Origin of the sequence: Agrococcus sp. SGAir0287 (assembly GCF_005484985.1) — a bacterium.
GTDB lineage: Bacteria > Actinomycetota > Actinomycetes > Actinomycetales > Microbacteriaceae > Agrococcus.
This window is the reverse complement of the sequence record NZ_CP027942.1, coordinates 1998447-2023656: the sequence shown is the minus strand read 5'-3', so window position 1 is coordinate 2023656 and position 25210 is coordinate 1998447. Positions and strand designations below refer to the sequence as shown.

The following is a 25210-nucleotide window of genomic DNA, read 5'->3' as shown; positions in this document are numbered from 1 at the left end:
CCGCCACCCCGACGGGCCCGGCACGCACGACGCGTGCCGGGCCCGTCGTCGTGTCGATCGGCGTCGGCGCTCAGGCCTCGTCGAGCACGATGGAGCGGTCGGCGACCGACGCGGCGCGCACGCGCACGCGGATGCGGGTCGCGGGCTCGGCCGCGGTCGCGACCCGCACCTCGACGGGCGGGTCGACGAGCAGCACGACGGCCTCGTCGTCGCGACGCTCGACGACGAGCGCGTCGATGGTCTCGCCCACGCGGTCGGCGAGGATCCAGGCGGCGACGGCCTGCAGCGACTCGCGCTCGAGCTGCGCGGCGCGCGATCCGGACGACCGCATGGCCTCCGGCACGTCGCGCGCCGCCGCCGTCGCCCACGCAGGCACGTCGCGACCGTTCGCGATCGCCTCGCAATGGGCCAGCACGACACGGTCGACGAGGCGTCGCAGCGGGGCGGTCGCGTGCGCGTAGGGCGCACCGATCGCGGCCTGCACGACGGCGTCGGCGCCGGGCGTGCGACCGTCGAGCACGAGGTAGTCGGCGCCGCGGAACAGGCGACGCGCGGCGGCGAGGATCACGACGGTGGTCGGCAGGGCGCGGTCGAGGCGACGCAGGAACGCGCCGTAGTGCTCGCTGGGACGCCAGGGCACGCCGAGGGCCTCGGTCGCGCGTCGGAAGTCGGCGATCGCCGCCTTCGGCGGGCGCGGCATGGTACGCAGGACCCCCTCGCCGGCCGCGAGCTGCAGCCGAGCCGCCTCCATGCCGGTCATGAGGCTGATCTGCGCGTTCCACTGCTCGACCGGCAGGGGAGCGCGACGCTCGATGCGCCAGCCGCGCTCGTCGTGCACGACCTCCTCGTCCGGCGTGTCGAGGCTCGCGCCGTCGCGGGCGGCCTCGAGGGCGATGCGTCGCTCGCCGACGACGCGCAGCATCCCGAGCGTCGTGTCGCCCGCCTCGATGCGCGCCTGCGCCTCGGGGTAGGAGAGCTGCTCGCGGCTGCGGACGCGCGCGCGCTCGAGGCTCGTGTCGCGCACGGCGCCGTCGGCGTCGAGCACGAACGTCCACACGAGGGCCTGCCGCTCGCGATCGGGCAGCAGGCTCGCCGCGTCCTCGCTGAGGACCGTCGGATGCAGCGGCACGCGCGCGTCGGGCGCGTAGAGCGTCTGCCCGCGTCGGCGCGCCTCGGCGTCGACCGCGCCGCCGGGCTCCACGAACGCCGGCACGTCGGCGATGGCGTAGCGCACGACGTGCCCTGCGCCGTCCGCCTCGATCGCGAGCGCCTGATCGAGATCGGTCGACCCCTCCGGGTCGATCGTGACGAACGGCACGTCGGTGCGGTCGGCGCCCTCGAGCGCGCGGTGCGCGGCGCGTGCCGCCTCCGCCTCGACCGGGGCCGGGAAGGCCTCCTCGGCGCCGAGGTCGGCGCGGATGGCGGCGAGCGCCGCGGTGAGCTCGGGAGCGTCGGCGCGGAGCCGTTGCTGTCGCAGGGGCACGGCTCGACCCTAGCCAGGTGCGGGAGCGGCGGTCGCGCCAACACCCGGCCCTCGGGGTGCGAGCGCAGCGGGCCTCGAACGGGCGCCGCCCATCGATGCGCCGCCCGCAGCTGGTCGAGGAGGCCGCAGCCGCAGGCTGCAGCCGTCGCGAGACCACGTGACGTGCCTGCCCGACGCGACCGTGCGCGTGGCTGGGTGGGAGCGGCGGTCGCGTGGTCTCGTGACGCGTGCTCGCCTGGCGGCTCGCGCGCTCCTCGACCGGCTGATCGGGGTGGCTCCAAGATCCGGCCCTTGAGGTGCGAGCGAAGCGAGCCTCGAAAGGGTCACGCGCATCGTCCTGCACCCACCAGCTGGTCGAGGAGGCCGCAGCCGAAGGCTGCAGCCGTCGCGAGACCTCGCGACGTGCCTGCTCGGCGCGACCGCACGCATGGCTGGGCGGGAGGTGCCGTCGCGCGGTCTCGTGACGCGTGCTCGCCTGGCGGCTCGCGCGCTCCTCGACCGGCTGATCGGGGTGGCTCCAAGATCCGGCCCTTGAGGTGCGAGCGAAGCGAGCCTCGAAAGGGTCACGCGCATCGTCGTGCACCCATCAGCTGGTCGAGGAGGCCGCGGCCGCAGGCTGCAGCCGTCGCGAGACCTCGCGACGTGCCCGCCGACGGGACCACTCGCGCGCCCGCATGGCGCGCCCACCTCGACCCCGGGTCAGTGCGGCAGGCGCACCGCGTCGCCCTCGACGACCACGAGGCCGTCATCGGCGAGGGACATGATCGCCCGATCGAGCTGCGCGGCATCCGTCCACAGCGGCTCGAGCTCGGCGCGGGAGAGCGGCACGTCGACGCCGCGCAGCGCGCGCAGCACCGTGCCGCGCGCCTGACGGTCGCTGCCCGCGAACGATGCCTGCCGCGGCGCACGACGCCCCTCGTAGGGCGGCCGCCCCGCGGCGACCCATGCGCAGTCCGCCACGAGCGGACAGTCGTCGCAGCGCGGGGCGCGCGCCGTGCACACGAGCGCACCGAGCTCCATGAGCGCGATCGACACGACGCCCGCCTCGGCGTCGTCGGCGGGCAGCAGCGCCTCGACGCGAGCGAGATCGGCGCGCGCGGCGGGACCCGCGTCGCCCTGCCCGAGCACGGCGCGCGCGACGACGCGGCGCACGTTCGTGTCGACGACGGGATGCCGCTGCCCGAAGTGGAAGACAGCGACGGCGCGCGCCGTGTAGTCGCCGATGCCGGGCAGCGCGAGCAGCGCGGCCACGTCGTCCGGCACGACGCCGCCGTGGCGCTCGACGATCGCGCGCGCGGCGTCCTGCAGGCGCAGCGCGCGGCGCGGGTAGCCGAGCGATCCCCACGCGCGCAGCACCTCGTGCGTCGGCGCGTCGGCGAGATCCGCCGGCGTCGGCCAGCGCGCGAGCCACTCGACGATCGCGGTGCGCACGCGCGCGACCTGCGTCTGCTGCAGCATGATCTCGCTGACGAGCGTGCCCCACGCGCTGAAGCCGGGCTCGCGCCACGGCAGGTCGCGGCGGTGGCGGGCGTACCAAGGCGCGAGGCGCGCGTGCAGGAGGTCCGCGTCCATCCGATCAGGCTACGGCGACGGATGCGCACTCGGATCTCCGACGAAGGGTGGATGCGGGCGCGGACGAGCATCCCTAGCGTCGATGCCGTGACGACCTCACCAGCCGCCACCGGCCCCGACGACCGCCCGACCGCCACCGCGCAGGGACGGGCGCGGGTGCGCGCCATCGCGCCCGACCTCGCACGCGGCCTCATGCTGCTGCTCATCGCCCTCGCGAACATGCCGTGGCACCTCTTCGGGCGCGAGACGGCGCTCACGTCGATGCACCACGTCGACGGCTCGCTCGGGGACCATGCGTGGCAGGCGATCGCGATCGTCGCGGTCGACGGCCGCTCGTACCCGCTCTTCGCGTTCCTCTTCGGCTACGGCATCTGGCAGCTGTACCGCCGGCAGCTCGCCGCCGGCGCGACGTCGCGCGAGGCACGCCGCCTGCTGCGGCGCCGGCACTGGTGGATGCTCGCGTTCGGCGCCGTGCACGCCGCGCTGCTGTGGGTGGGCGACATCATCGGCGCGTACGGCCTCGTCGGCCTGCTCGTCGGCTGGATCTTCCTCGAGCGCCGCGACCGCACGATCGTGGTCTGGGCGTGGATCCTCGGTGCGCTCCTCGTCCTCGGCGCGGCCGCGACCGCCGTCATGGGCGTCCTCGCGGGGGCGCTCGGCATCGACGTCGAGGGCGACGACGCGGCGATCCCGTCGATCGCGGGCATCGACTCCTACACCGCCTCGATCCTCGCGCGGCTGGGGATGTGGGCGATCGTCGCGCCGACGCAGGGCGTCCTCGGCCTCGTCGTGCCGATCGCGATCCTGCTCGCGATCCTCGCCGCCCGCCACGGCATCCTCGAGGAGCCCGAGCGGCACCGCACGCTCCTGACGCGCGTCGCCGTCGCCGGCGTCGCGATCGGCTGGGCCGGCGGACTGCTCGCGCTCGCAGAGCACCTCGGATCCTTCGACGCGCTGCCGTCGTGGACGTTCTCGCTCATGCACGTCGCGACGGGCCTGCCCGCCGGCGTCGGCTACGCCGCGGTCTTCGCGCTCGTCGCGGCGCGCATGGCTCGGCGGCCGCTCGGCGTCGTCGGTCGCTCGCTCACCGCGGTCGGCAAGCGCTCGATGACGAGCTACCTCGTGCAGTCGGTGCTCTTCGCCCCCGTGCTGTCCGCGTGGGGCCTCGGCATCGGCGGCGTGCTCACCGAGTGGCAGGGGGCGCTGTACGCCGTCGGCGTGTGGCTCGTGACGGTCGCGGTCGCCGTCGCCCTCGAGCGGGCGGGTCGGCCGGGGCCCGCCGAGACGCTGCTGCGGCGCCTCGCCTATCCCGCGGACGCGAGAGCGCGGCCCACCCCGGTGGCGGCGGGCGCTGCGCCCGCGGCGAGCGCCGGTGCCGCCGCGGACGCGCGCGGCTAGCCTGGCTGCATGGCAGACCAGCAGCTCCTCATGCAGGCGGCGTCGTGGACGCCCGAGCAGAAGGCGCTGTACACGGAGGTCGCACGCGTCGTCGTGGCCCGCAGCCCGCGCGGTCGCCGCATCGTCGCGGTCGACGGCCGCGACGGCGTCGGCAAGACGCACTTCGCCGACGCACTGCACGTGGCGTTCGCCCGCGCGGGCGTGCAGTCGTTCCGAGCGAGCCTCGACGACTTCCACCAGCCGCGCGAGCGCCGATACCGGCAGGGCCGCGACTCGTGGAAGGGCTACTACGAGGACGCCTTCGACCTCGAGCTCGTCGACCGGGTGCTGCTGCAGCCCTTCCGGATGGGCGGCTCGACCGGATTCATGACGCGCGCCTTCGACCTCGAGACGGATCAGAGCGTCGAGATGGACTGGAAGACCGCTGGGCCCGACGCCGTGCTGGTCGTCGACGGCGTCTTCCTGCTCCGTCCCGCGTTCAAGGGGCGGTGGCACGTCGTCGTGCGCCTCGAGGCGTCGGATGCCGAGCGCGGCGCGCGCCTGCAGCGCCGCGACGGGGCGCATCCGCTCGTCACCGATCCCTCGCACGACCGCTACCGACTCGCCCACGAGCACTACGAGCGGCTCGCGGATCCCGTGCGCGCCGCCGACATGGTGATCGACACCACCGACTGGCGCGCGCCGCGGCAGGTCTTCCAGGATCGCTGCTGACCGATGCCGGCCGACGACCGCGCCGACGCCTCGCCGTCCGCCGATGGGCGGCCCCGGCGCAGGCGGCGCCGAGCCGTCCGCATCCTCCGCATCGCGGCGCTCGTGCTCGTCGGCGTGGTCGTGCTGGGCGTCGGCGGCGGGCTCTGGTGGGCGCTCACGCCCTACCAGGCAGACCCCGACGGGCTCGCGGCCGTCGCGGACGATCCGCGGCTGACGGTGGCCGACGTCGACGACCTCGTGGTGCTGCGGCCCACCGACGAGGCGGCGACGAGCCTCGCGGGGCAGGGCATCGTCGTGCTCGCGGGCGCCCGCGTGGACCCGCACGCCTACGTGGCGACGTTCGCCGACGTCGCGGCAGCCGGTGCGACGGTCGTGCTCGTGCGGTCGCCGCTCAACCTCGCGATCCTCGAGCAGCGACCGCTGTCCGAGCTCACGAGCGTCGCACCCCAGGTCGAGTCGTGGTCGGTCGCGGGGCACAGCATGGGCGGCGTGCGCGCGTGCTCGTACGCCGAGGATGAGGAGGTCGTCGGGCTCGTGCTGCTCGCGTCGTACTGCTCGGGCACGGACCTGTCGGTTCGCGACGACCTCGTGGCGCTGTCGGTCACCGGCTCCCGCGACGGCGTGCTGAACCGGGATGCGTGGCTCGAGGCGCGCGACCTGCTGCCGGACGACGCCCTGCTCGTCGAGCTGCCCGGCGTGAACCACGCGGAGTTCGGCGACTACGGCGCGCAGCCGGGCGACGACGAGGCCACCGTGCCCGCAGGCGAGGCCCACGCCGAGATCGCCGCCGCGATCGTCGACGCGCTCGCTGGCTGACGCGCGCCGTCAGGGCAGCGGCGCGAGGGCGGCGATCCGCTCGGGCGCGACGAAGGCGCCCGTGCGCTCGACCTCGTGCACGAGCGTCACGAGGGCCGCGTTGACCGGCGCCGCGAGGCCGAGGCGCGTCGCCTCGCGCGCGATGGCCCCGGCGAGGTCGTCGACCTCCGTCGGCTGCCCCTTGCGGATGCTCTGCTGCGTCGAGCCGAGGTTCGGCACGTCGCCGAAGCCCGCGATCATCGCAGCCGCCACCGCGCCGGCGTCGTCGATCGACGCTGCGAGCGTGCCGATCGTCTCAGGCCCGACGGCGCCGACGCGCTCGATCTCGACGCCCGTCGCGAGCGCGACCGCGGCCGCCTCGTGCATCGCCGCCGCGGTGACGCGCAGCAACGCCGGCGATGCGCCGACCTCCTGCATCGACAGCCCCGCCGCGGCCGGCACGGCGTTCGCGGCGTTGACGCAGAGCTTCGCCCACTGCGCGCCCTCGATGCTCGCCGCGCGACGCACGTGCGGCAGCGCTCCGTCGAGCAGCGCCGCGAACCGCTCGGCCTCCGGGCCGCCCACGACCGTCTCGCCGCTCGCCGTCACGCGCACGACGCCGGGCTCGAGCGCGTTCGCCGCCCAGGTCCCGAGTCCCGCGGCGACGCGCGCGTGCCCGAGGATGCGCGCGACGCGCCCGTGCGCGTCGAGCCCGTTCTGCACGGCGATCGTCGGCACGTCTCTCAGCGCCGCCGTCGAGGGCGAGAGCGCGGCCGCGGCGTCGATCGTCTTCGTCGCGAGGATCGCGGCATCGGGCGCCGTCGAGAGCGCATCCACGACCTGCGGATGCGCCAGATGGTCGCCGAAGGCGCCCTCCAACCGGACGCCGCGCTCCCGCAGCACGGGCGCCGACGAGCGGGCGACGACCGTCACCTCGTGGCCGACCGAGTCGAGCCGCGCGGCGAGGCATCCGCCGATCGCCCCAGCCCCGAGCACCGCGATCCGCACCCCCTCAGGCTACGGCTACGCTCGATGGACGATGACTGCTCCGAACGGCGTGCTGCTCGTCGACAAGCCCGCTGGCGTCACGAGCCACACCATCGTCGCCATGGCCAGGCGTCAGCTCGGCACGCGCAAGGTCGGCCACGCCGGCACGCTCGACCCCATGGCGACGGGCCTGCTGGTGCTGGGCGTCGGCCCCGCGACACGGCTGCTGACGTTCCTCGTGGGCCTCGACAAGACGTACGAGGCGACGATCGCGCTCGGCGCGACGACGATCACCGACGACGCCGAGGGCGACGTGGTCGAGACGACGGATGCGTCTGGCCTGACGCAGGAGGCGGTCGCGGCCGCCGTCGGGCCGCTCACGGGCGACATCGAGCAGGTGCCGAGCGCCGTCTCGGCCATCAAGGTCGACGGCAAGCGCTCGTACGCCCGCGTGCGAGCAGGGGAGGACGTGGCCCTCAAGGCTCGTCCCGTCACGGTCTCGCGCTTCGACCTCGGTGCGCTGCGACCCGGCGCGCTCGCCGCGGTCGACGCCGTCGTCGACTGCTCGTCGGGCACGTACGTCCGCGCCCTCGCCCGAGACCTCGGCGCCGCGCTCGGCGTCGGGGGTCACCTCACGGCCCTGCGGCGCACGAGGGTCGGACCGTTCGGGCTCGAGGATGCCGTCGCCGCCGACGCGATCGTGCCCGCAGGCCTGCTGCGCCCCGTCGACGTCGCCTCGCGGGTCCTGCCCGTCGTGACGCTCGACGACGACGACGCGCGGCTGCTCGCGAACGGCCGACGCCCCCGCACGGATGCCGAGGGCATCGTCGCCGCCGTGCACGACGGCGAGCTCGTCGGCGTCGCGCGCGGCGAGGGCGGTCGGCTGCACGCCGTCGCGAACCTGGGCGTCGCCGCCGCCGAGCAGGCGCCGGCCGCGCGACCCGGCGAGGGGGAGGAGCGGGCGTGATCGACTGGCTCATGATCGTGCAGGCGGCGGTCATCGCGGTGCTCGGCGCGGCCGTCGCGGTCGCGGGCATCGTCAGGGTGCGCATGAACGACCTCGTGCTGGCAGCCGCGGCGCTCACGATGCTGAGCCTCGTCGTGCAGGTCGTCGCGTCGATCGTCGCGCCCATCGTCGGAGCCGGCCCGACCGGTGACCTCCTCGAGTACTGGGTGTACCTCGTCTCGGCCCTGCTCATCCCTCCCGCCGCGACCCTATGGGCGTTCGCCGAGAAGGGCCGCTGGGGCGTGCTCGTCGTCGGCGTAGGGCTCCTCGCCGTCGCCGTCATGGTCTACCGGATGCATCAGATCTGGTTCGTGCAGGTCGTCTAGGAGCGACCCTCGTCCGTCCGCCAGGGCGCGGGCTCGGGCGTAGGATCGTCCGGTGCCCTCCTCGCGTCGATCCGGCTTCGGCCGCGTGCTCATCGCGGTCTACGCGGTGCTCGCGCTCGCCGCGACGGGGCGCTCCGCGTACCAGATCCTCAGCCGCTTCGACGAGGCGCCGCTCGCGTACTCGTTGAGCGCCGTCGCCGCCGTCGTCTACGTGGTCGCGACGATCGCGCTCGCGATGCGGGGCGAGGCGTGGACGCGCGTCGCCGTCGCCACGATCGGCTTCGAGCTGCTCGGCGTCCTCGTCGTCGGCACGCTCTCGCTCACGCACCCGGAGCTCTTCGGCCACGCGAGCGTGTGGAGCTGGTACGGCATGGGCTACCTCTTCATCCCGGCGGTCCTGCCCATCGTCGGCCTGTGGTGGATCCGTCGCACGGCGCGGGCCGACGCCGCTCGGAGCGTCGCGGCGTGAGCTGGATCGACGATCTCGTCGCGCGCCCGTCGGCCGTCACGATCGGCAAGTTCGACGGCGTGCACCGCGGCCATCGCGAGCTGCTCGAGGGGGCGCTGCGCATGGCCGAGCGGCGCGGGCTCGCGCCCGTCGTCGTCACCTTCGACCGCCATCCGCTCGCCACGCTGCGGCCCGAGCGCGCGCCGCGCCTCATCTTGTCGCCCGCGCAGCAGCGCGAGGCGCTCGAGGCGCTCGGCTGCGAGGTCGTCACGATCCCCTTCGACGCCGAGACCGCGGCGATGGATCCGTCGGAGTTCGTCGAGCGCGTGCTGCTCGACGGGCTCGGCGCCCGCTTCGTCGTCGTCGGCAGCGACTTCCGCTACGGCCGCGGCGGCGCCGGCGATCCGGCGCTGCTGACGCGGCTCGCGGCGGCGCGCGGCGTCGAGGTGCTCGTCGTCGACGACGTCGTCGACGACGGCGGCACGCGCGTGTCGTCGACGGAGATCCGTCGTGCCCTCGAGGCGGGCGACATCCCGCACGCCGCGTCGCTGCTCGGACGGAACCCGCGGCTGCGCGGCACGGTCGTGCGCGGCTTCCAGCGCGGTCGCGAGCTCGGCTTCCCGACCGCCAACCTCGGCCCCGACTTGGAGGGGTTCGTGCCGGCGCACGGCGTGTACGCCGCGTGGGCGACCGTCGACGCCGGGCGCTTCCCCGCGGCGGTGTCGATCGGCGACAACCCCACGTTCGACGGCGTGCGCACGACGGTCGAGGCGTACCTGCTCGACGTCGACCTCGACCTGTACCACCGACCCATCGAGCTCGAGCTCGTCGACCACGTGCGCGACATGTGGCGCTTCGACGGGATCGAGCCGCTCATCGCCCAGATGCACGCCGACGTCGAGCGCGTGCGCGAGATCCTGGGCACACCCGAGGGGCGCGCGGATGCGCCCGAGGAGGACACGCCATGACCGACTCGCTCGCGAGCATCGTCGACCACACGCTGCTGAAGCCCGAGGCCACCGCCGCCGACGTCGCCGCCACGATCGCCGAGGCGGCGGAGCTCGGCGCCTACAGCGTCTGCCTGTCGCCGAACGTGCTGCCCGTCGAGGTGCCCGAGGGCCTGAGGACCGCGGTCGTCGTCGGCTTCCCCAGCGGACGGCACCACTCGGACGTCAAGGCCGCCGAGGCGCGCCTCGCCGCCTCGCAGGGCGCCGACGAGCTGGACATGGTCATCGACGTCGGCGCCGCGATCGACGGCCGCTTCGACGCCGTGGAGGCCGACGTGCGCGCCGTGCGCGAGGCTGCTGAGGGCGTCGTGCTCAAGGTGATCATCGAGTCGGCGGCGCTCGACGACGACCAGATCGTCGCCGTCTGCCGGGCGGCCGAGGCTGCGGGGGCCGACTTCGTGAAGACGTCGACGGGCTTCCACCCCGCCGGCGGCGCGAGCGAGCACGCCGTCGCGCTCATGCGCAGGACCGTCGGCGACCGACTGGGCGTGAAGGCGTCCGGCGGCATCCGCACGCGCGAGGCCGCCGAGGCCATGGTCCGCGCCGGCGCCTCGCGCCTCGGGCTCTCGTCGACGCGCGCGATCGTCGAGGGCGCGCCGACGACCTCCGGCTACTGACGTCGGTCGTCAGCACGCCTCGAGCAGCCGCCGGTACCACCGGACGCCCCGCTCGAACGCCTCGACCGGGATGCGCTCGTCGCGCGCGTGCAGGCACGCGCGCAGCTCGCTCGTGAGCACGAACGGCGTGAACCGGTACACCCGGTCGGTGACGCGATGCGCATGGCGCCCGTCCGACGCGCCGAGCATGACGTAGGGCGAGAGCACCGCACCAGGGTGCTCGCGGGCGGTGGCGGCGACGATCGCATCCCAGCCGCGTCCGTCGGTGGGCGACGTCGGCGACGCCTCGTGGCCGTGCACGACGTCGATGGCGACGCGCTCGTCGCGGATGGCGCGGCGCAGGATGCGCACGACGTCGGCGATGCTCGTGCCCTGCGCGAGCCGCACGTTGACGGTCGCCTCCGCGCGCTCCGCGATCGCGTTCGCCGCGGTGCCGGCCCGCAGCCGGGTGACGCTGGCGGTCGTCGTGATCGTCGCGCGCGTCTCGGGGTTCGCCGCCATGATGCGTCGCAGCACGGGGGAGAGGACGTCCGCGCGCGTCAGCAGCGCACGGTACGGCTCGCGCGCGTGGGCGCCGAGCGTGCGCAGCATCCGCACCGTCGTGGGGGTGAGGCGCTCGGGGAATCGGGCACGGGATGCGCGCACGACGGCGCGTGCGAGGATCGCCGTCGCCGGCATGCGCGGCGGCGTCGACGCGTGCCCGCCGTGCTCGTCGACGGCGAGGCGCAGCATCGCGACGCCGCGCTCGCTCGTGCCGACCATCGCCGCGGGCACGGCGACGCCGGGCACCGGCGGGTCGACGACCGCTCCGCCCTCGTCGAGCGCGAAGGCGAACGCCACGCCGCGGGTCGCGAGCGCCTCGACCGCGGCGCGCGCACCGCCTCCGAGCGTCTCCTCGTCGTGGCCGAGCACGAGCCACACGTCACGCGCGGGCGCGAAGCCCTCGCCGACGAGCGCCTCGATCGCCTCGAGGATGCCGACGAGCGATCCCTTGTCGTCGATGGCGCCGCGTCCCCACACGACGCCGTCGACGATCGCGCCGTCGAACGGGCCGTGCGTCCAGCCGTCGCCGGGCGGCACGACGTCCTGGTGCGCCATGAGCAGCGCCGGCTCGTCGCGCGAGGCGCCCGGCCAGCGCGCGAGGATCGTGTGCTCGGCCACGAGCTCGACCTCGAGCGCCGCGAACGCGCCGGGGTAGAGCTCGACGAGCAGGTCGCGCAGCGTGCGCAGGCCGGCGGCGTCGGGCACGCCGTCCGTCGCGGCGGTCGGCACGCGCAGCACGCGCGCGAGGCGGTCGGCGGGGGATTCGGTGGCCATCGCTCGCGATGCTAGCGATGGGACCCGAGCGCGACGCGAGTCGACCGCAGCCATCGCGCGAGCGCGCGGGATACCCTGCTGGGCGTGCAGCATCCTCGCCTCGTCCGCGCGCTCGTCGCGGTGGCGGCAGCCGGCGTCGTCGCGATCGCGCTCGTCGCGACGGGGGCGCTGGGCGCGCGCGACGACGCGCCGGTGCCCGAGATCGGGCTCGGCGAGCCGCTCTCGACGTCCCGGGCGGACGTCGTCGTGCTGGGCATCGAGCCCGGCGAGGAGGGCGGCATCGCGGTGACGCTGGCCGTCGAGAGCCATCTGCCCGTCTCGCTGCAGATCGACGACCTCCTGACGCTCGTCGACGACCAGGGCGAGCTCGCGCGCTTCGGGCACACGACGGTCGGGGACGTCGCGGCGTCGGCCGCGCAGCCCGGCGTCGAGGACGTCTTCACGATCCTGTACGAGCCCGAGCGCGCCGCCGACGGCCGGGTGCGCGTGGAGCTCGTCGACGCCACGTGGACGCCGCGCGACGAGACGGCGTTCGGGCTCGGCTCCAACATGTACGACGAGCGCGTCGTCGCGACCGTGGCGATGCCGTGAGCCGCGTGGTCGCGCGACGCGCATGGACCGCGATCGTGGTCGTCGCGCTGGCCGCGCTCGCGGTCGGCGTCGACGCGATCACGCCCGGCGCCACGCTGCGCTCCTCGCCGTTCCCCGGGCTCGGGAGCGGCAGCGCGAGCTCAGGACCCCTGACCGTCGAGGTCCACGGCGCCGAGCTCGCCTCCTCGATCGAGGTCGACGGCGAGCGCCGCGAGACGACGGGCGCGTTCGTCGTGCTCGACGTGACGATCGCGTCCAGGGAGGACGTCGACCTGCTCGATCGCGACCTCGTGCTCGACGGGCGCGTGTACGACGCGTCGACCAAGGGGCCGACGGCCTGGCAGGAGAGCCATCCGGCGCCCGGCATCCCCGTGCGGGGCGATCTCGTCTTCGAGGTGGACCGCGACCTCGTCGTCGGGGGTGCGCCGGTCGACCTGCTCGTCGCGCCCGGCTTCGACGCTGCGGGCGACCTCCAGCCCCAGGTCGTGGTGCGCTGGGACGTCGACGGCGCGATCGTCGACGTCGTCGCGGTGGAGGCGCTGGCACGATGAGGCGCTCGAGGCTCGTCGCGGCCGTCGCCATCGGCCCGCTCGCCATCGCGCTCGCCTGGCTCGTCGCGCACGAGCGGGTCGAGACGTGGATGGAGACCGAGCCGGTCCTGGTGCAGACGGGGCAGCAGGGTGCGCCGCACGACGTCGGCGGGCTCGTCGTCTCGGTCGGCGAGGCGCGCCTCGTCGCTCCCGACTCCGACGCGGCGGGCTACGCCGACGCGCCCGAGGGAGGGCAGGTCGTGGTCGTCGACGTGACGCTCGACGACGCGGACGACGTGGCGCGATGGTGCACGTTCCGCCTCGAGGCGACGGTCGACGGGCAGCGGGCGACGTGGGCGCAGGACGCCGGTGCCAGCGAGGTGACGACGTGCTACGCCGAGGAGGGCTCGCTCGCCGGGCCCGTCGGCTTCGTGGTGCCTGCGGGCGCGGTCGAGGACGCGCGGCTGCTCGTCGGCGGCGAGATGGTCTGGCTCGGCGTGCCGCTGTCCCTCTGAGCAGCAGGAGGCCGCGGCGGGACGGATGCGCGCTCGCGGGGCCGTCGCTGCGCGCCGAGCCGCAGGGCGTCGAGCGCAGCGACGGCGACGAGCAGGCCGAGGATCGTCGTGATCGCGTCGCCCAGCGCGATGCCGACGTTCGCGACCGCCTCGGCGAGCGGTACGGCCTGCGTGCCGAGCGCGTGCGCGAGCGCGACGGTCAGCCATCCGGACGCCGCCTGCACGACGTACCAGGCGAGCGCCGCTGCCGCGAGCGGCACGAGGCCGGCGCCCCAGACCTGGCGCAGCGTGGCGACGACGGGCACCCATCGGTCGTGGAGGTCGTCGGTGAGCTCCTCGAGCGCGTCGTCGAGCGGCGACGGCAGCGCGTCCACGAGCCGCGTCCACCAGCGGGCGGGCCGCGGCGGGTCCGCGGGCTCGGGCGCGAGCTCCGGGCGAGCGCCCAGCAGGACGATGCCGACGAGCGTGAGCCAGACGAGCGGCAGCGAGACGACGTGCCACAGCTCGCCGGCGGCCTCCCACGCGGCGAGCAGCCACCCGCCGACGACGCCGTCGATCGCGGCCCGCGCCGCGTCGACGGCGCTCGCGAGCCGCGTCGTCGCGAACCACTCGCCGGCCATGCCGAGCAGGCGTCCGAGGATCGACACCGCGAGGAAGGTCCACAGGCCCTCGAGCACGACGGCGGCGGCCGAGACGCCGCGGCCGAGGCCGCGCCGCTCGAACCGGCGCAGCACACCGCGCAGCACGAGGCATCCGACGAGCAGCGAGATGGTCAGCACGTCCACCGGCACGTCGAGCACGGCGCCGACGCCCGCGCCCTCCTCGAACCAGTCGATGGCGCCGAGCGCCGTGAGCGAGTACTCGCGCAGATCGTCGGCGAAGAGGCCCCACGCGGTCAGCAGCACGAACGCGGGGAGGACGGATGCGGACAGGCCCGACAGCGCCGAGCGCACGCGCGCCGACCCCTCGGGCGGTGGCGGCGTCGACCGCATGGCCCGCACGAGGACGAGCACCTGCAGCAGCATCGCCACCATGCGCACGAGCGCCGTCACGGCCGTGAGCGCGAGGCCGCCGACGGCGCTCGTCGCACCGACGGCGCCCGCGACGGCGACGAGCAGCGTGCCGACGATGCGCGCGGCGAGCTCGATCGCGAGCACCTCGGGGAGGCCGCGTGCGGCGACGCGGCGCATGGACGCTCCGAGGTCGCCGGCGAACCGGCCGAGGCCGCCGAGCACCTCGCGCGCCGCACCGCCGTCGGTCGCGCGTCGAGCGCGCTGCGAGCGCGGTGCGGGAGGGCGCGGCATGCAGCGAGCATACGAGGCGGGGCACGGCGCGACGGTAGGCTCGGCTGCGTCCAGCGGGCGCGACGGAGCGCTCGCGGAGCCGACCTCGAGGAACGCTGGAGCCGATGACCGACACGCCCGCATACAAGCTCGACCCCGCTCCGATGGGGGAGCACGTCGTCGACGGACCCGTGCGCATGGAGCGCGACTCGCTGGGCGAGAAGGCCGTGCCGATCGACGCCTACTGGGGCATCCACACCGAGCGGGCGCTCGAGAACTTCCCGATCACCGGTCGCTCGATCTCGGTCTACTCCGACCTCGTCGACGCGCTCGCCGTCGTGAAGCAGGCCGCCGCGCGCGCGAACCGCGAGATCGGCGCGCTCGACCCCGAGAAGGCCGACCTCATCGAGCACGTCTGCCGCCGCATCCGCGCGGGCGAGCTGCACGACCAGTTCAAGGTCGGCGTCATCCAGGGCGGCGCGGGCACGTCGACGAACATGAACACGAACGAGGTCATCGCCAACGCGTGCCTCGTCGAGATGGGCCACGCGAAGGGCGACTACCAGCACCTGCACCCCATCGACGACGTCAACCGCTCGCAGTCGACGAACGACACGTACCCGACGTCGATCAAGGTCGCGATGGCATTCACGCTGCGCCGCATGCTCGCCGAGCTGCGGCTGCTCATCGCGGCCTTCGACGCGAAGGGCGTCGAGTTCCAGGACGTCCTGAAGGTCGGTCGCACGCAGCTGCAGGATGCGGTGCCCATGACGCTCGGCCAGGAGTTCCGGGGCTTCGCCGTCACGCTGCAGGAGGATCACGACCGCCTCGAGGAGACCATCCGCCTCCTCTCCGAGGTCAACCTCGGCGCGACGGCTATCGGCACGGGCATCACGGCCGACCCGCGGTACGCGGAGGCAGCCGGCCGCCACCTCGCGGAGCTCACGGGCCTGCCGATCGTGACGGCCGCCGACCTCATCGAGGCCACGAGCGACACGGGCGTCTTCATGAGCGTCTCGGGCGCCCTCAAGCGCTGCGCCGTGAAGCTCTCGAAGATCTGCAACGACCTGCGCCTGCTCTCGTCGGGGCCGCAGGCCGGCTTCGGCGAGATCCTGCTGCCGCCCAAGCAGGCGGGATCGTCGATCATGCCCGGCAAGGTGAACCCCGTCATCCCCGAGGTCGTGAACCAGGTCGCCTTCGCCGTCATCGGATCCGACGCCACCGTCACGGCCGCCTCCGAGGGCGGGCAGCTGCAGCTCAACGCCTTCGAGCCCGTCATCGCCCACTCGATCCTGCAGAGCCTCCACTGGATGACGCAGGCGTGCCTCACGCTGCGCGTCAACTGCATCGACGGCATCCAGCCGAACCGCGAGCGGCTCGACGCCATGGTCGGCTCGTCGGTCGGCGTCGTCACCGCGCTCACGCCGTACATCGGCTACACGGCGTCGGCGTCGCTCGCGCACGAGGCGCTCACGTCGCACAAGTCGATCGCGGACCTCGTCGTGGAGGCGGGCCTCATGGAGCGCGAGCGCGTCACGAAGCTCCTCGAGCCTGCGCGGCTGTCGGGACTGCATCCGGCCACGCAGGCGATGCCGATCATCACGCCGGAGATGCTCGCCGAGCACGACCGCTCGTGACGCCGTCCGGCACGCGTCGACGCACGAGCGCGACGCGCGCCGGACTCCCGGCCAACCAGCGGGGAGTTCGCCCTAGCATGGCCGCATGACGCTCGCGCAGCCGCCGCAGACCCCGCAGCAGCCGGGGTACCAGCCCCCCGTGCAGCAGGGTGCGCCCCAGCAGCAGATCCCGCCGATGCCGGCGCTGTCGAAGCCGCCGGCGACGGGGCTCGTGCTCGGCATCGTCGGCGTCGCGGCGCTCGCGATCATGAGCGTCGTCACGCTGCTCATGCTCGCCGTCGTCTTCGGGCTCGGCGCCGCCGTGCCGATCGCGGGCTTCCTCGGCCTCTTCCCGCTCGGCTTCGTCGTCTGGGCGCTCCTCGGCCTCGACCGCTGGGAACCCGAGCCGCGCATCGCGCTGTGGCTGTCGGTCCTGTGGGGCGGCACGATGGCGGTGCTGCTCACGCTCGCGCTCAACGAGCTCGTGCTGCAGCCGCTGTTCGCCTTCCCCATCCTCTCGACCCCCGTGCTCGCGGACGCGATCTACGGCATCCTGGCGCCGGCGTTCCCCGCGCTCCGCGACCTCGTCGAGCTCGGCGGCTACTCCACGGCCGACGCGGTCTACCAGTTCTACGGCCCCGTCATCCAGGCGCCCTTCACCGAGGAGCTGTGGAAGGCGATCCCGGTCGTCGTCATGTTCCTCTTCGTGCGCCGCCACTTCGACGGCCCCATCGACGGCTTCGTCATCGCCGGCTTCTCGGCGGCGGGCTTCGCCTTCACCGAGAACATCCTCTACTTCGGCCGCGAGCTGTCCGAGGCGGGCGACGCGTCGTTCATCTTCTTCCTCCGCGGCATCATGAGCCCGCTCGCGCACGTGATCTTCACGGCGGTGGGCGTCGGGCTCGCACTCGGGTTCGCGGCGCGACGATCCTCGCGCCTGTGGATCCTCGTGGCGCTGCCCGTGGGCCTCGGCGTGTCGATGTTCCTGCACGCGCTGTGGAACAGCGCCTCCTTCTGGGTGCCCGCCGGCATGCTCGGCTTCTTCATCTACTACGGCCTCGTGCAGGTGCCGATCTGCATCGGCGCGCTGCTGCTCGTCGTCATGCTGCGCCGCTTCGAGGCGCGACTCACGCGCCTGCGCCTCGACGAGTACGCCCAGGCGGGATGGTTCAGCCACGAGGAGGCGCGACTGCTCTCGTCCTCGGACGGCCGACTGAGCCTCACCCAGTGGGCGAGGCGGAAGGGCATCGGCAAGGCCATGCAGGCGTACATCCGCATCGCGACGCGGCTCGCGGCGAACCGGCAGCGCGCGATCATCGGCCGCGAGAAGCTGCGGCCCGTCGCCGACGAGGCGCGCCTGCTCGGCGACGTCTCGGCGCTGCGCTCGTACATGGCGACCGTCGGCAGCGGCGCCGCCGTGCAGGTCGGGGCCGGACAGCGGCTGCCGGAGCCCATGCAGGGCTCGACGCCGCAGACGCAGCGCTTCGCGCCGGCGCCGGGCGCGCAGGCGCAGCCGTGGCAGCAGGGCTGGCAGTACGCCATGGCGGTCGGGGGGTCGTCGCCCGCGCAGCCGGGCGCTGCTGCGCCGGGGGCGCAGCGTCCGCCAGCCCAGCCGCCGCAGCAGCCGGGCGGCCAGCAGGGCTGGTGATCGCCCGGCTCGCCTCGCGCCGCCTGCGCATCCGCATCGCTGCTACACTCGACAGGTTGCCGTCGATCGGCCGCGGAACCAGAGAGCTCGCGCATCCCGCGCAGGGCGCCGCGCTGCGACAGGAGAGAGGAGACCGCATGAGCCTGAACTCTGAGGTCAAGCAGGCGATCATCGCCGAGTACGCCACCCACGAGGGTGACACGGGCAGCCCCGAGGTGCAGGTCGCGATCCTCTCGCGCCGCATCAAGGACCTGACCGAGCACCTCAAGGAGCACAAGCACGACCACCACTCGCGTCGTGGCCTGCTGCTCCTCGTCGGCCAGCGCCGTCGTCTCCTGGGATACCTCCAGGACATCGACATCGCGCGCTACCGCTCGCTGATCGAGCGTCTCGGCCTGCGTCGCTAGCGACCAGAGCAGGACGTATCTGCGCGAGGCCCCGCATCCGTCGAGGATGCGGGGCCTCGTCGCGTCCGGGGCGGGGTCACGAGCCCGCGGTCCCGACGACCTCGACGACCGCGTCGCGCCAGGCCGCGGTCCGTGCACGAGCCGCCAGCCGCACGACGAGGGACCGCGCGAGCGGATCGTGCGCCTGCGGCGCCCATCCCTCACGCCGACGCGCTCGCGCGGCGGCTGCCCGCAGCACGGGCGCGAGTCCGATGCGGATCCCATCGACGAGCGCGTGCCAGGCGGCACCGTCGGGCCGCCAGCGCACGTCGACCACTCGCGTGAGGAACGCGGTGCCGTCGACGAGCTCGACGTCGAGGCCGGGTGCCCATCGCTCGAGCGCCGCGAGCAGCTCGGCGTCGACGATCGTGGCGGCCGAGGCGGCGTCCGGCTCGGTCGTCCACACGCGCCACGGCTGCAGCGTCGCGGGGACGAGCTCGAGCGCGCCGATCGCGTCCGGCGCGATGGACGGTGCGGCGCCGGCTCGGCGATCGGCGAGGAGCATGTGCGGCACGTCGCCGCCGAGCGGCACCGCGACGAAGGCGACGGCGACCGTGGTCCGCGAACGCAGGGCGGAGCCGTCGCCGGCGACGATCGTCGTCCGTCCCCACCGCACGCCGTCGGCGTCGCGCAGCACGTCGTCGTCGTGCTGCCGCACCGGCGCGACCCAGGTGCCCGAGTCGGCGACGTCGCGCAGCCGGACGGGCTCGAGCGTCAGGTCGTTCGCCTCGGCGAGGGCCACGAGCGCAGGCCCGGCAGGCGCGCGGAGACGCGCCGCCGCGACCACGACGATCGCGAGCAGGACGACGCCGACGACGACGGCGACCGTCGTCGCGCTCGTGCGGCGCTCGGCATCGTCGGTCGTGAGGGCCAGCGCCACGGCGACGACGGGCACGGCCGTGACGGCGAGCGCGATCGCGCCGACGACGACGAGGGCGACGAGCCGCATCGGCGTCCGCGTGCGCCGCGCCGCCTGCCGCAGCAGTCGTCGGTGCTCCGTCGCGTGCGCGCGCGTGGGGCGCCGGGCGAGCGGGGAGAGGTCGAGCGGTCGTGGCGCAGCCATGCGACGATCCTCGGCCACGACGCCTGGGATCACGGCGTGGGGAGAGGCCTGGCTGCTAGGCTCGGGATGGCCGCAGGACTGCGGCCGCCGTGCGTCGTCGCGACCCGAAGGCTGGTCGTTGGTGGCGGATGCCGAGGCCGCATCGTCTCGACCTCCACCACTGATGACCACTCCGACGGACGCCGTCGCGCACGGACTGTCTGTCGTGCCCGCGGATCGGGCACAGGAGGAGAGAGACCTTGGAAGGTCCTGAGATCACGTTCGCCGAGACGGTCATCGACAATGGCCGCTTCGGCACCCGCACCATCCGCTTCGAGACCGGCCGCCTCGCCCAGCAGGCGCAGGGCTCGGCCGCCGCGTACATCGACGGCGAGACGATGCTGCTGAGCGCGACGAGCGTCAGCAAGCACCCGAAGGACAACTTCGACTTCTTCCCGCTCACGATCGACGTCGAGGAGCGGATGTACGCCGCGGGCCGCATCCCCGGCTCGTTCTTCCGTCGCGAGGGCCGCCCCTCGACCGACGCGATCCTCACGTGCCGTCTCATCGACCGCCCGCTGCGCCCGACCTTCGTCGAGGGCCTCCGCAACGAGGTGCAGGTCGTCATCACGGTGCTCGCGATCGAGCCCGACGAGCTCTACGACGTGCTGGCGATCAACGCGGCCTCCATGTCGACGCAGCTCTCGGGCCTGCCGTTCTCCGGCCCGATCGGCGGCGTGCGCGTCGCGCTCATCGACGGCCAGTGGGTCGCGTTCCCGAAGCACTCGCAGCTCGAGCAGGCCGTGTTCAACATGGTCGTCGCCGGCCGCGTGACCGACGACGGCGACGTCGCGATCATGATGGTCGAGGCCGAGGCGACCGACGAGTCGTGGCACCTCATCCAGGGCGGCCAGCAGGCGCCCACCGAGGAGGTCGTGGCCGAGGGTCTCGAGGCGTCGAAGCCCTTCATCAAGCAGCTCGTCGAGGCGCAGCAGGAGGTCGCGAAGACCGCCGCCAAGCCGACGCGCGAGTACCCGCTGTTCCCGCCCTACTCGCCCGAGGCGCTCGAGGCCGTCGCCGCGATCGCCGAGGCGGACGTCGCCGCGGTCTACCAGATCGCCGACAAGATCGAGCGGCAGGACGCCGACGACGCCCTCAAGGAGCGCGTCAAGGAGCAGGTCAACGCGAAGATCGAGGCGGGCGAGCTCGACCCGTCGATCGCCCCGCAGGTCTCGGCCGCCTACAAGGCCGTGTCGAAGAAGGCCATGCGCGGTCGCGTCCTCACCGAGGGCGTCCGCATCGACGGCCGTGGGCTCGCGGACATCCGCGCGCTCGACGCCGAGGTCGCGGTCATCCCGCGCGTGCACGGCTCCGCCATCTTCCAGCGCGGCGAGACCCAGATCATGGGCGTCACGACGCTGAACATGCTGAAGCTCGAGCAGCAGATCGACTCGCTGAGCCCGGTGACGTCGAAGCGCTACATGCACAACTACAACTTCCCGCCGTACTCGACGGGCGAGACGGGCCGCGTCGGCAGCCCGAAGCGTCGCGAGATCGGTCACGGAGCGCTCGCCGAGCGGGCGCTCGTGCCCGTGCTGCCGAGCCGCGAGGAGTTCCCGTACGCCATCCGCCAGGTCTCCGAGGCCCTCGGGTCGAACGGCTCGACCTCGATGGGCTCGGTGTGCGCCTCGACGCTCTCGCTGCTCAACGCGGGCGTGCCGCTGCGCGCACCCGTCGCGGGCATCGCGATGGGCCTCATCTCCGACGTCGTCGACGGCGAGACCCGCTACGCGGCGCTCACCGACATCCTCGGCGCCGAGGACGCCCTGGGCGACATGGACTTCAAGGTCGCGGGCACGCCCGAGTTCGTCACGGCGATCCAGCTCGACACGAAGCTCGACGGCATCCCCGCCTCGGTCCTCGCCGGCGCGCTGACGCAGGCGAAGGAGGCGCGCACGAAGATCCTCGACGTCCTGAACCAGGCGATCGACGAGCCCGACGAGATGGCGCCGACGGCGCCGCGCGTCATCAGCGTGAACATCCCGGTCGACAAGATCGGCGAGGTCATCGGCCCCAAGGGCAAGGTCATCAACCAGATCCAGGACGACACGGGCGCCCAGATCTCGATCGAGGACAACGGCACCGTCTACATCGGCGCCGTCGATGGACCCTCGGCCGAGGCTGCTCGGGCCGCGATCAACGCGATCGCGAACCCGACGAACCCCGAGGTCGGCGAGCGCTACCTCGGCACGGTCGTGAAGATCGCGTCGTTCGGCGCGTTCGTCTCGCTGCTGCCGGGACGCGACGGCCTGCTGCACGTCACCGCGATGCGCCCGCTGAACGACGGCAAGCGCATCGAGGCCGTGGAGGACGTCCTCTCGGTCGGCCAGAAGCTGCAGGTCACGATCACGAAGGTCGACGACCGGGGCAAGCTCTCGCTCGAGCTCGTCGGCGACGACTCGGACGCCGCCGAGGCGCCGGCCGAGGCCGCTCCCGCCGCGGAGTAGCCCGAGCCTGACCACGATGGGGGCGCACCTGCGGGTGCGTCCCCATCGTCGTGCCCGGGCGGCGGGTCCGTCATCGACGCGGGAGGCGTCCACCACCAGCTGGTCGAGGAGGCCCCGAGCGCAGCGAGGAGCCGTCACGAGACCCTCGGTCCCTGTGGGGCGGTGGGATGCGGTCCCCGCGCGCGCGAGCATGCGAAGAGACGCAGGGATGATGCTGCGGCCCGGCGACCTCGCGACCGTGCACGACGTGACGCTGAGAGCGGGCAAGCGTGCGACATGCACTCGAAGGTGCTCCGAGCATCGCTTCGTGCCCCGCCGTGCGCGTGCCGCTCCTCGCGACGTGCGCCGTAGGCTCGAGCGCATGAGCGTCATCGTGGTCGGCAGCATCAACGTGGACGTGACGGTCGTCGCGGATCGCATGGCGCAGGCGGGGGAGACGATCACCGGCACGGCGCTGGAGACCGGCCTCGGCGGCAAGGGTGCGAACCAGGCCGTCGCCGCAGCCCGCGCCGGCGCGCCGACCGCGATGGTCGGATGCGTGGGATCGGATGCGTTCGCGGACGTCGCCCTCGGCGGCCTGCGGGACTCGGACGTCGACACGGACGCCGTGCGGGTCGTGGACGGCGGCACGGGCATCGCCCACATCCGCGTCGCCGGCGGCGACAACTCCATCGTGGTCGTGCCGCTCGCCAACGCCCGCCTCGCGGTCGCGCAGGCTCGCGAGGCGCTCGCCGCGACCGAGGCGTCCGTGCTGCTGCTGCAGCTCGAGGTCGAGCAGGAGGTCGTCGTCGCCGCCGCCGAGGCGGCGCACGCCCGCGGCATCCGCGTCGTCCTCGATCCCGCGCCGGCTGCGCCGCTGCCCGAGTCGATCTGGCGGCACGTGAGCCTCGTGAAGCCCAACGAGCACGAGGCGGCGCTGCTCACGGGCGTCGAGGTGACGGATGCGGCGAGCGCCGAGCGCGCGGCGCAGTGGTTCCTCGAGCGCGGCGTCGAGGCCGCGATCGTCACCCTCGGCAAGGCGGGCGCCGTGCTCGTGGACGGCGCGGGCGCGCGCACCCTCGCAGGGCACGTCGTCGACGCCGTCGACTCGACCGCCGCGGGCGACACGTTCTCGGGCTTCCTGGCGGCCGCGCTCGCGGACGGCGCGAGCCTCGACGACGCCGCGCGCCGTGCGATGGCGGCGGCGGCGATCTCGGTCACGCGCGTCGGCGCCACGGCGTCCATCCCGTCCGGCGCGGAGGTCGACGCGTTCCTGGCCGGCGCCTGATCCGCGGAGGGCGGACGACGTCCGGTGGGCGCCCGTCGCCGACGTAGGCTGGCAGGCATGTCTGCCCCCGTGCCGCTGCCGCTCGAGTCCCCGGACACCACGATCGCCGCGTCGGGCGGCGCGCTCGTCCGGCGCACGGTGCTGCCCACGGGCCTGCGGGTGCTCAGCGAGCACGTCCCCGGCGCCTCGAGCGTCACGGTCGGCTTCTGGGTGCCGGTCGGCTCCCGCGACGAGCAGCCCATCACGTACGGCTCGACGCACTTCCTCGAGCACCTGCTGTTCAAGGGCACGCAGCGCCGATCCGCGTTCGACATCGCCGTCGCGTTCGACGCCGTCGGCGGCGAGCACAACGCGCTCACGGCGAAGGAGCACACCTGCTACTACGCCAAGGTGCGCGACCGCGACCTGCCGATGGCCGTCGAGGTGCTCACCGACATGGTCACGTCCTCGCTGCTCGACGCGGACGAGTTCGAGAGCGAGCGCGGCGTCATCCTCGAGGAGCTCGCGATGGCGGACGACGACCCGGGCGACGTCGCCGGCGAGCTGCTCGCGCGCCTCGTCTACGGCGAGCATCCGCTGGGCCGTCCCATCGGCGGCACGAAGGAGACCATCCGCGCCGTCTCCCGCGACGACGTCGCCGCGCACTACCGCGAGCACTACCGTGCTCGCGACCTCGTCGTGACCGTCGCCGGCGCCGTCGACCACGACGCGCTCGTCGGGCTCGTGGAGCGCGCCCTGGCCGACAGCGGCTGGGACGACGCGCCCTCGGCGCCGCACGCGCGCCGCGCGACGGATCCCGCCGCGATCGCAGGCGGCGCGATCGAGGCGATCGAGCGACCCCTCGAGCAGGTGAACCTCATGATCGGCATGCCGGGCCTGCTCGCCGCCGACCGTCGCCGCGCCCACCTGTCGGTCATGAACACCCTGCTCGGCGCCGGCATGTCGTCGCGCCTCTTCCAGGAGGTGCGCGAGCGTCGCGGCCTCGCATACTCGGTCTACTCGTACTCGTCGCTCTACTCCGACGCCGGCTCGTTCGGCATGTACGCCGGCTGCACGCCCGCGAAGGCGGGCGAGGTCGCGCGCATCATGCTCGGCGAGCTCGACCGCCTCGCGAGCGACGGCGTGAGCGAGGAGGAGCTCGTGCGTGCGAAGGGGCAGATCGCGGGCGCGAGCGCCCTGGCGCTCGAGGACTCCGACTCGCGCATGTCGCGCCTCGGCCGCGCCGAGCTCACGATGGGGGAGTTCTCGGACCTCGACGCCGTGCTCGCCGCCGTCGACCGGGTCACGGGCGACGACGTGCGCGCGATCGCCGCCGAGGTCGCGGGCGGTCGTCGCTCGATCGCCGCCGTCGGCCCCGTGCGCGCCGACGTCTTCGCAGGGCTCGCCTGACCGCATCCGACGTCACCGTGGGCGAGTCGCTCGGGCGGCGCGGGTAGGGTGTGTCGGGCCCATCGCGCGACGCCGCGCGACCTCGACGGAAGGACTGCACGCCGTGGCGCATCACCTGTACCTCGTCCGTCACGGCGAGCAGCAGGATGCCGAGCACGGCGTCGAGGACGGCCCGCTGTCGGCGCGCGGCGTGCGCCAGTCGCACCTCATCGCCGATCGGCTGAGCGGCGTCGCCTTCACCGAGGCCTACCACTCGCCGCTCGTCCGGGCGGAGCACACGGCGCGCGTGATGCACGAGCGACTGCCGGCGACCGAGTTCCAGCCGCATGCGCTGCTCATGGACTGCATCCCGTCCGGCCCCGAGCCCGAGATGCCGCACGCGTACCAGGCCTTCTTCACCGGCGTCACGGATGCGGAGGTCGACGCGGGTCGCGCGCAGATGGCGGACGCGGTCGAGCAGTGGCTCATGCCCCGCGGCGAGCGCAGCGACGTGCTGCTCGTGACGCACAACTTCGTCATCGGCTGGTTCGTGCGGCACGTGCTCGACGCGCCGGACTGGAAGTGGATGACGCTCAACCAGGCCAACGGCGGCCTCACGGTCATCCACATGCGCCCGGGTCGCCCGCCGCAGCTGCTGTGCCACAACGACCTCGGCCACCTGCCCGTCGAGCTGCGCACGGGCATGCCGACGGCGCTGCCGGTCTGAGCC

The 25210-nt window shown here is 74.1% G+C and carries 23 protein-coding genes; 17 read left to right on the top strand and 6 right to left on the bottom strand.

The annotated features are described in order from the left end of the window. Positions 1-70: 70 nt before the first annotated feature. The gene (locus C1N71_RS09635) at positions 71-1483 is read right to left on the bottom strand and encodes an RNB domain-containing ribonuclease (RefSeq protein WP_137756195.1); all 1413 of its coding nucleotides are present in this window, start codon (positions 1481-1483) and stop codon (positions 71-73) included. Positions 1484-2182: 699 nt separating this feature from the next. Further along, positions 2183-3055 carry an A/G-specific adenine glycosylase gene (locus C1N71_RS09630; protein WP_137756194.1) on the bottom strand — a complete coding sequence of 291 codons (873 nt, stop codon included), beginning with the start codon at positions 3053-3055 and terminating at the stop codon, positions 2183-2185. An 87-nt stretch (positions 3056-3142) separates the two neighbouring features. On the opposite strand from C1N71_RS09630, the gene C1N71_RS09625 reads away from it, so the two are divergent. Genes C1N71_RS09625 through C1N71_RS09615 form a run of 3 tightly spaced genes read left to right on the top strand, consistent with a single transcriptional unit; the run spans position 3143 to position 5980 of the window. Next, a complete protein-coding gene (locus C1N71_RS09625; RefSeq protein ID WP_254677970.1) occupies positions 3143-4453 on the top strand; it encodes a DUF418 domain-containing protein in 1311 nt (436 codons plus the stop codon). Positions 4454-4462: 9 nt separating this feature from the next. Further along, positions 4463-5164, top strand: coding sequence for a uridine kinase (locus C1N71_RS09620; protein ID WP_137756192.1), 702 nt, complete (start codon positions 4463-4465; stop codon positions 5162-5164). A gap of 3 nt (positions 5165-5167) precedes the next feature. Then, the gene (locus C1N71_RS09615) at positions 5168-5980 is read left to right on the top strand and encodes an alpha/beta hydrolase (protein WP_137756191.1); all 813 of its coding nucleotides are present in this window, start codon (positions 5168-5170) and stop codon (positions 5978-5980) included. A 9-nt stretch (positions 5981-5989) separates the two neighbouring features. Here the strand turns inward: C1N71_RS09615 and C1N71_RS09610 are convergent, their stop codons facing one another. After that, positions 5990-6967 carry a ketopantoate reductase family protein gene (locus C1N71_RS09610; RefSeq protein WP_137756190.1) on the bottom strand — a complete coding sequence of 326 codons (978 nt, stop codon included), beginning with the start codon at positions 6965-6967 and terminating at the stop codon, positions 5990-5992. Positions 6968-6998: 31 nt separating this feature from the next. Here C1N71_RS09610 and truB point away from each other — a divergent pair, with 31 nt between their 5' ends. From truB to deoC, 5 genes are read left to right on the top strand one after another with little or no spacing between them, the layout of a single operon-like run. Beyond that, positions 6999-7913: a tRNA pseudouridine(55) synthase TruB gene (gene truB / locus C1N71_RS09605; RefSeq protein WP_137756189.1), complete on the top strand. Its 915-nt coding sequence runs from the start codon at positions 6999-7001 to the stop codon at positions 7911-7913. After that, positions 7910-8278 carry a hypothetical protein gene (locus C1N71_RS09600; protein ID WP_137756188.1) on the top strand — a complete coding sequence of 123 codons (369 nt, stop codon included), beginning with the start codon at positions 7910-7912 and terminating at the stop codon, positions 8276-8278. Before truB ends, C1N71_RS09600 begins: the two co-directional genes overlap by 4 nt. 52 nt (positions 8279-8330) lie before the next feature. Next, positions 8331-8747, top strand: a complete 417-nt coding sequence (locus tag C1N71_RS09595) for a hypothetical protein (protein WP_137756187.1) — start codon at positions 8331-8333, stop codon at positions 8745-8747. After that, positions 8744-9694, top strand: a complete 951-nt coding sequence (locus C1N71_RS09590) for a bifunctional riboflavin kinase/FAD synthetase (RefSeq protein WP_137756186.1) — start codon at positions 8744-8746, stop codon at positions 9692-9694. Before C1N71_RS09595 ends, C1N71_RS09590 begins: the two co-directional genes overlap by 4 nt. Continuing rightward, positions 9691-10350, top strand: a complete 660-nt coding sequence (deoC, locus tag C1N71_RS09585) for a deoxyribose-phosphate aldolase (protein ID WP_137756185.1) — start codon at positions 9691-9693, stop codon at positions 10348-10350. The genes C1N71_RS09590 and deoC overlap by 4 nt, the downstream gene beginning before the upstream one ends. A 9-nt stretch (positions 10351-10359) precedes the next feature. Here deoC and C1N71_RS09580 read toward each other — a convergent pair whose 3' ends face one another. Next, positions 10360-11667 (bottom strand): M20/M25/M40 family metallo-hydrolase, encoded by a 1308-nt coding sequence (locus C1N71_RS09580; RefSeq protein WP_175414175.1) that lies wholly within the window; start codon positions 11665-11667, stop codon positions 10360-10362. Between the two features lie 84 nt (positions 11668-11751). On the opposite strand from C1N71_RS09580, the gene C1N71_RS15000 reads away from it, so the two are divergent. Next, the gene (locus C1N71_RS15000; protein WP_175414174.1) at positions 11752-12258 is read left to right on the top strand and encodes a hypothetical protein; all 507 of its coding nucleotides are present in this window, start codon (positions 11752-11754) and stop codon (positions 12256-12258) included. Further along, complete coding sequence (locus tag C1N71_RS09575) at positions 12255-12809, top strand: hypothetical protein (RefSeq protein WP_175414173.1); 555 nt, start codon at positions 12255-12257, stop codon at positions 12807-12809. The genes C1N71_RS15000 and C1N71_RS09575 overlap by 4 nt, the downstream gene beginning before the upstream one ends. Before the next feature lie 370 nt (positions 12810-13179). Here C1N71_RS09575 and C1N71_RS09570 read toward each other — a convergent pair whose 3' ends face one another. Next, positions 13180-14607 (bottom strand): hypothetical protein, encoded by a 1428-nt coding sequence (locus C1N71_RS09570; protein WP_137756182.1) that lies wholly within the window; start codon positions 14605-14607, stop codon positions 13180-13182. A 104-nt stretch (positions 14608-14711) separates the two neighbouring features. Between C1N71_RS09570 and C1N71_RS09565 the strand changes: the two genes are divergently transcribed. The 3 genes from C1N71_RS09565 to rpsO all read left to right on the top strand — a co-directional run bounded on the left by C1N71_RS09565 (position 14712) and on the right by rpsO (position 18257). After that, positions 14712-16223 carry an aspartate ammonia-lyase gene (locus C1N71_RS09565; protein ID WP_441297047.1) on the top strand — a complete coding sequence of 504 codons (1512 nt, stop codon included), beginning with the start codon at positions 14712-14714 and terminating at the stop codon, positions 16221-16223. 85 nt (positions 16224-16308) lie between these two features. After that, on the top strand, positions 16309-17850 hold the full coding sequence (locus C1N71_RS09560) for a PrsW family intramembrane metalloprotease (protein WP_137756181.1): 1542 nt from the start codon (positions 16309-16311) through the stop codon (positions 17848-17850). Between the two features lie 137 nt (positions 17851-17987). After that, positions 17988-18257: a 30S ribosomal protein S15 gene (gene rpsO, locus C1N71_RS09555; RefSeq protein ID WP_137756180.1), complete on the top strand. Its 270-nt coding sequence runs from the start codon at positions 17988-17990 to the stop codon at positions 18255-18257. A 76-nt stretch (positions 18258-18333) separates the two neighbouring features. Here rpsO and C1N71_RS09550 read toward each other — a convergent pair whose 3' ends face one another. Then, positions 18334-19359, bottom strand: coding sequence for a hypothetical protein (locus C1N71_RS09550; protein ID WP_137756179.1), 1026 nt, complete (start codon positions 19357-19359; stop codon positions 18334-18336). Between the two features lie 239 nt (positions 19360-19598). Here C1N71_RS09550 and C1N71_RS09545 point away from each other — a divergent pair, with 239 nt between their 5' ends. The 4 genes from C1N71_RS09545 (at position 19599) to C1N71_RS09530 (ending at position 25207) form a co-directional block, all read left to right on the top strand. Further along, positions 19599-21845, top strand: coding sequence for a polyribonucleotide nucleotidyltransferase (locus C1N71_RS09545; protein ID WP_137756178.1), 2247 nt, complete (start codon positions 19599-19601; stop codon positions 21843-21845). A gap of 361 nt (positions 21846-22206) precedes the next feature. Beyond that, complete coding sequence (locus C1N71_RS09540; protein ID WP_137756177.1) at positions 22207-23112, top strand: ribokinase; 906 nt, start codon at positions 22207-22209, stop codon at positions 23110-23112. A gap of 57 nt (positions 23113-23169) precedes the next feature. After that, positions 23170-24501, top strand: coding sequence for a M16 family metallopeptidase (locus C1N71_RS09535; protein WP_137756176.1), 1332 nt, complete (start codon positions 23170-23172; stop codon positions 24499-24501). 103 nt (positions 24502-24604) lie between these two features. Next, positions 24605-25207: a histidine phosphatase family protein gene (locus C1N71_RS09530; protein ID WP_137756175.1), complete on the top strand. Its 603-nt coding sequence runs from the start codon at positions 24605-24607 to the stop codon at positions 25205-25207. Positions 25208-25210 lie beyond the last annotated feature (3 nt).

What these genes read in the sequence shown, in the direction of transcription:
- C1N71_RS09620 (WP_137756192.1), top strand. Translation starts at nt 4,463, where the DNA reads ATGGCAGACCAGCAGCTCCTCATGCAGGCGGCGTCGTGGACGCCCGAG.
- deoC (WP_137756185.1), top strand. Translation starts at nt 9,691, where the DNA reads ATGACCGACTCGCTCGCGAGCATCGTCGACCACACGCTGCTGAAGCCC.
- C1N71_RS09565 (WP_441297047.1), top strand. Translation starts at nt 14,712, where the DNA reads ATGACCGACACGCCCGCATACAAGCTCGACCCCGCTCCGATGGGGGAG.
- C1N71_RS09570 (WP_137756182.1), bottom strand. Translation starts at nt 14,607, where the DNA reads ATGCCGCGCCCTCCCGCACCGCGCTCGCAGCGCGCTCGACGCGCGACC.
- truB (WP_137756189.1), top strand. Translation starts at nt 6,999, where the DNA reads ATGACTGCTCCGAACGGCGTGCTGCTCGTCGACAAGCCCGCTGGCGTC.
- C1N71_RS09540 (WP_137756177.1), top strand. Translation starts at nt 22,207, where the DNA reads ATGAGCGTCATCGTGGTCGGCAGCATCAACGTGGACGTGACGGTCGTC.
- rpsO (WP_137756180.1), top strand. Translation starts at nt 17,988, where the DNA reads ATGAGCCTGAACTCTGAGGTCAAGCAGGCGATCATCGCCGAGTACGCC.
- C1N71_RS09580 (WP_175414175.1), bottom strand. Translation starts at nt 11,667, where the DNA reads ATGGCCACCGAATCCCCCGCCGACCGCCTCGCGCGCGTGCTGCGCGTG.
- C1N71_RS09535 (WP_137756176.1), top strand. Translation starts at nt 23,170, where the DNA reads ATGTCTGCCCCCGTGCCGCTGCCGCTCGAGTCCCCGGACACCACGATC.
- C1N71_RS09615 (WP_137756191.1), top strand. Translation starts at nt 5,168, where the DNA reads ATGCCGGCCGACGACCGCGCCGACGCCTCGCCGTCCGCCGATGGGCGG.
- C1N71_RS09550 (WP_137756179.1), bottom strand. Translation starts at nt 19,359, where the DNA reads ATGGCTGCGCCACGACCGCTCGACCTCTCCCCGCTCGCCCGGCGCCCC.
- C1N71_RS09560 (WP_137756181.1), top strand. Translation starts at nt 16,309, where the DNA reads ATGACGCTCGCGCAGCCGCCGCAGACCCCGCAGCAGCCGGGGTACCAG.
- C1N71_RS09630 (WP_137756194.1), bottom strand. Translation starts at nt 3,055, where the DNA reads ATGGACGCGGACCTCCTGCACGCGCGCCTCGCGCCTTGGTACGCCCGC.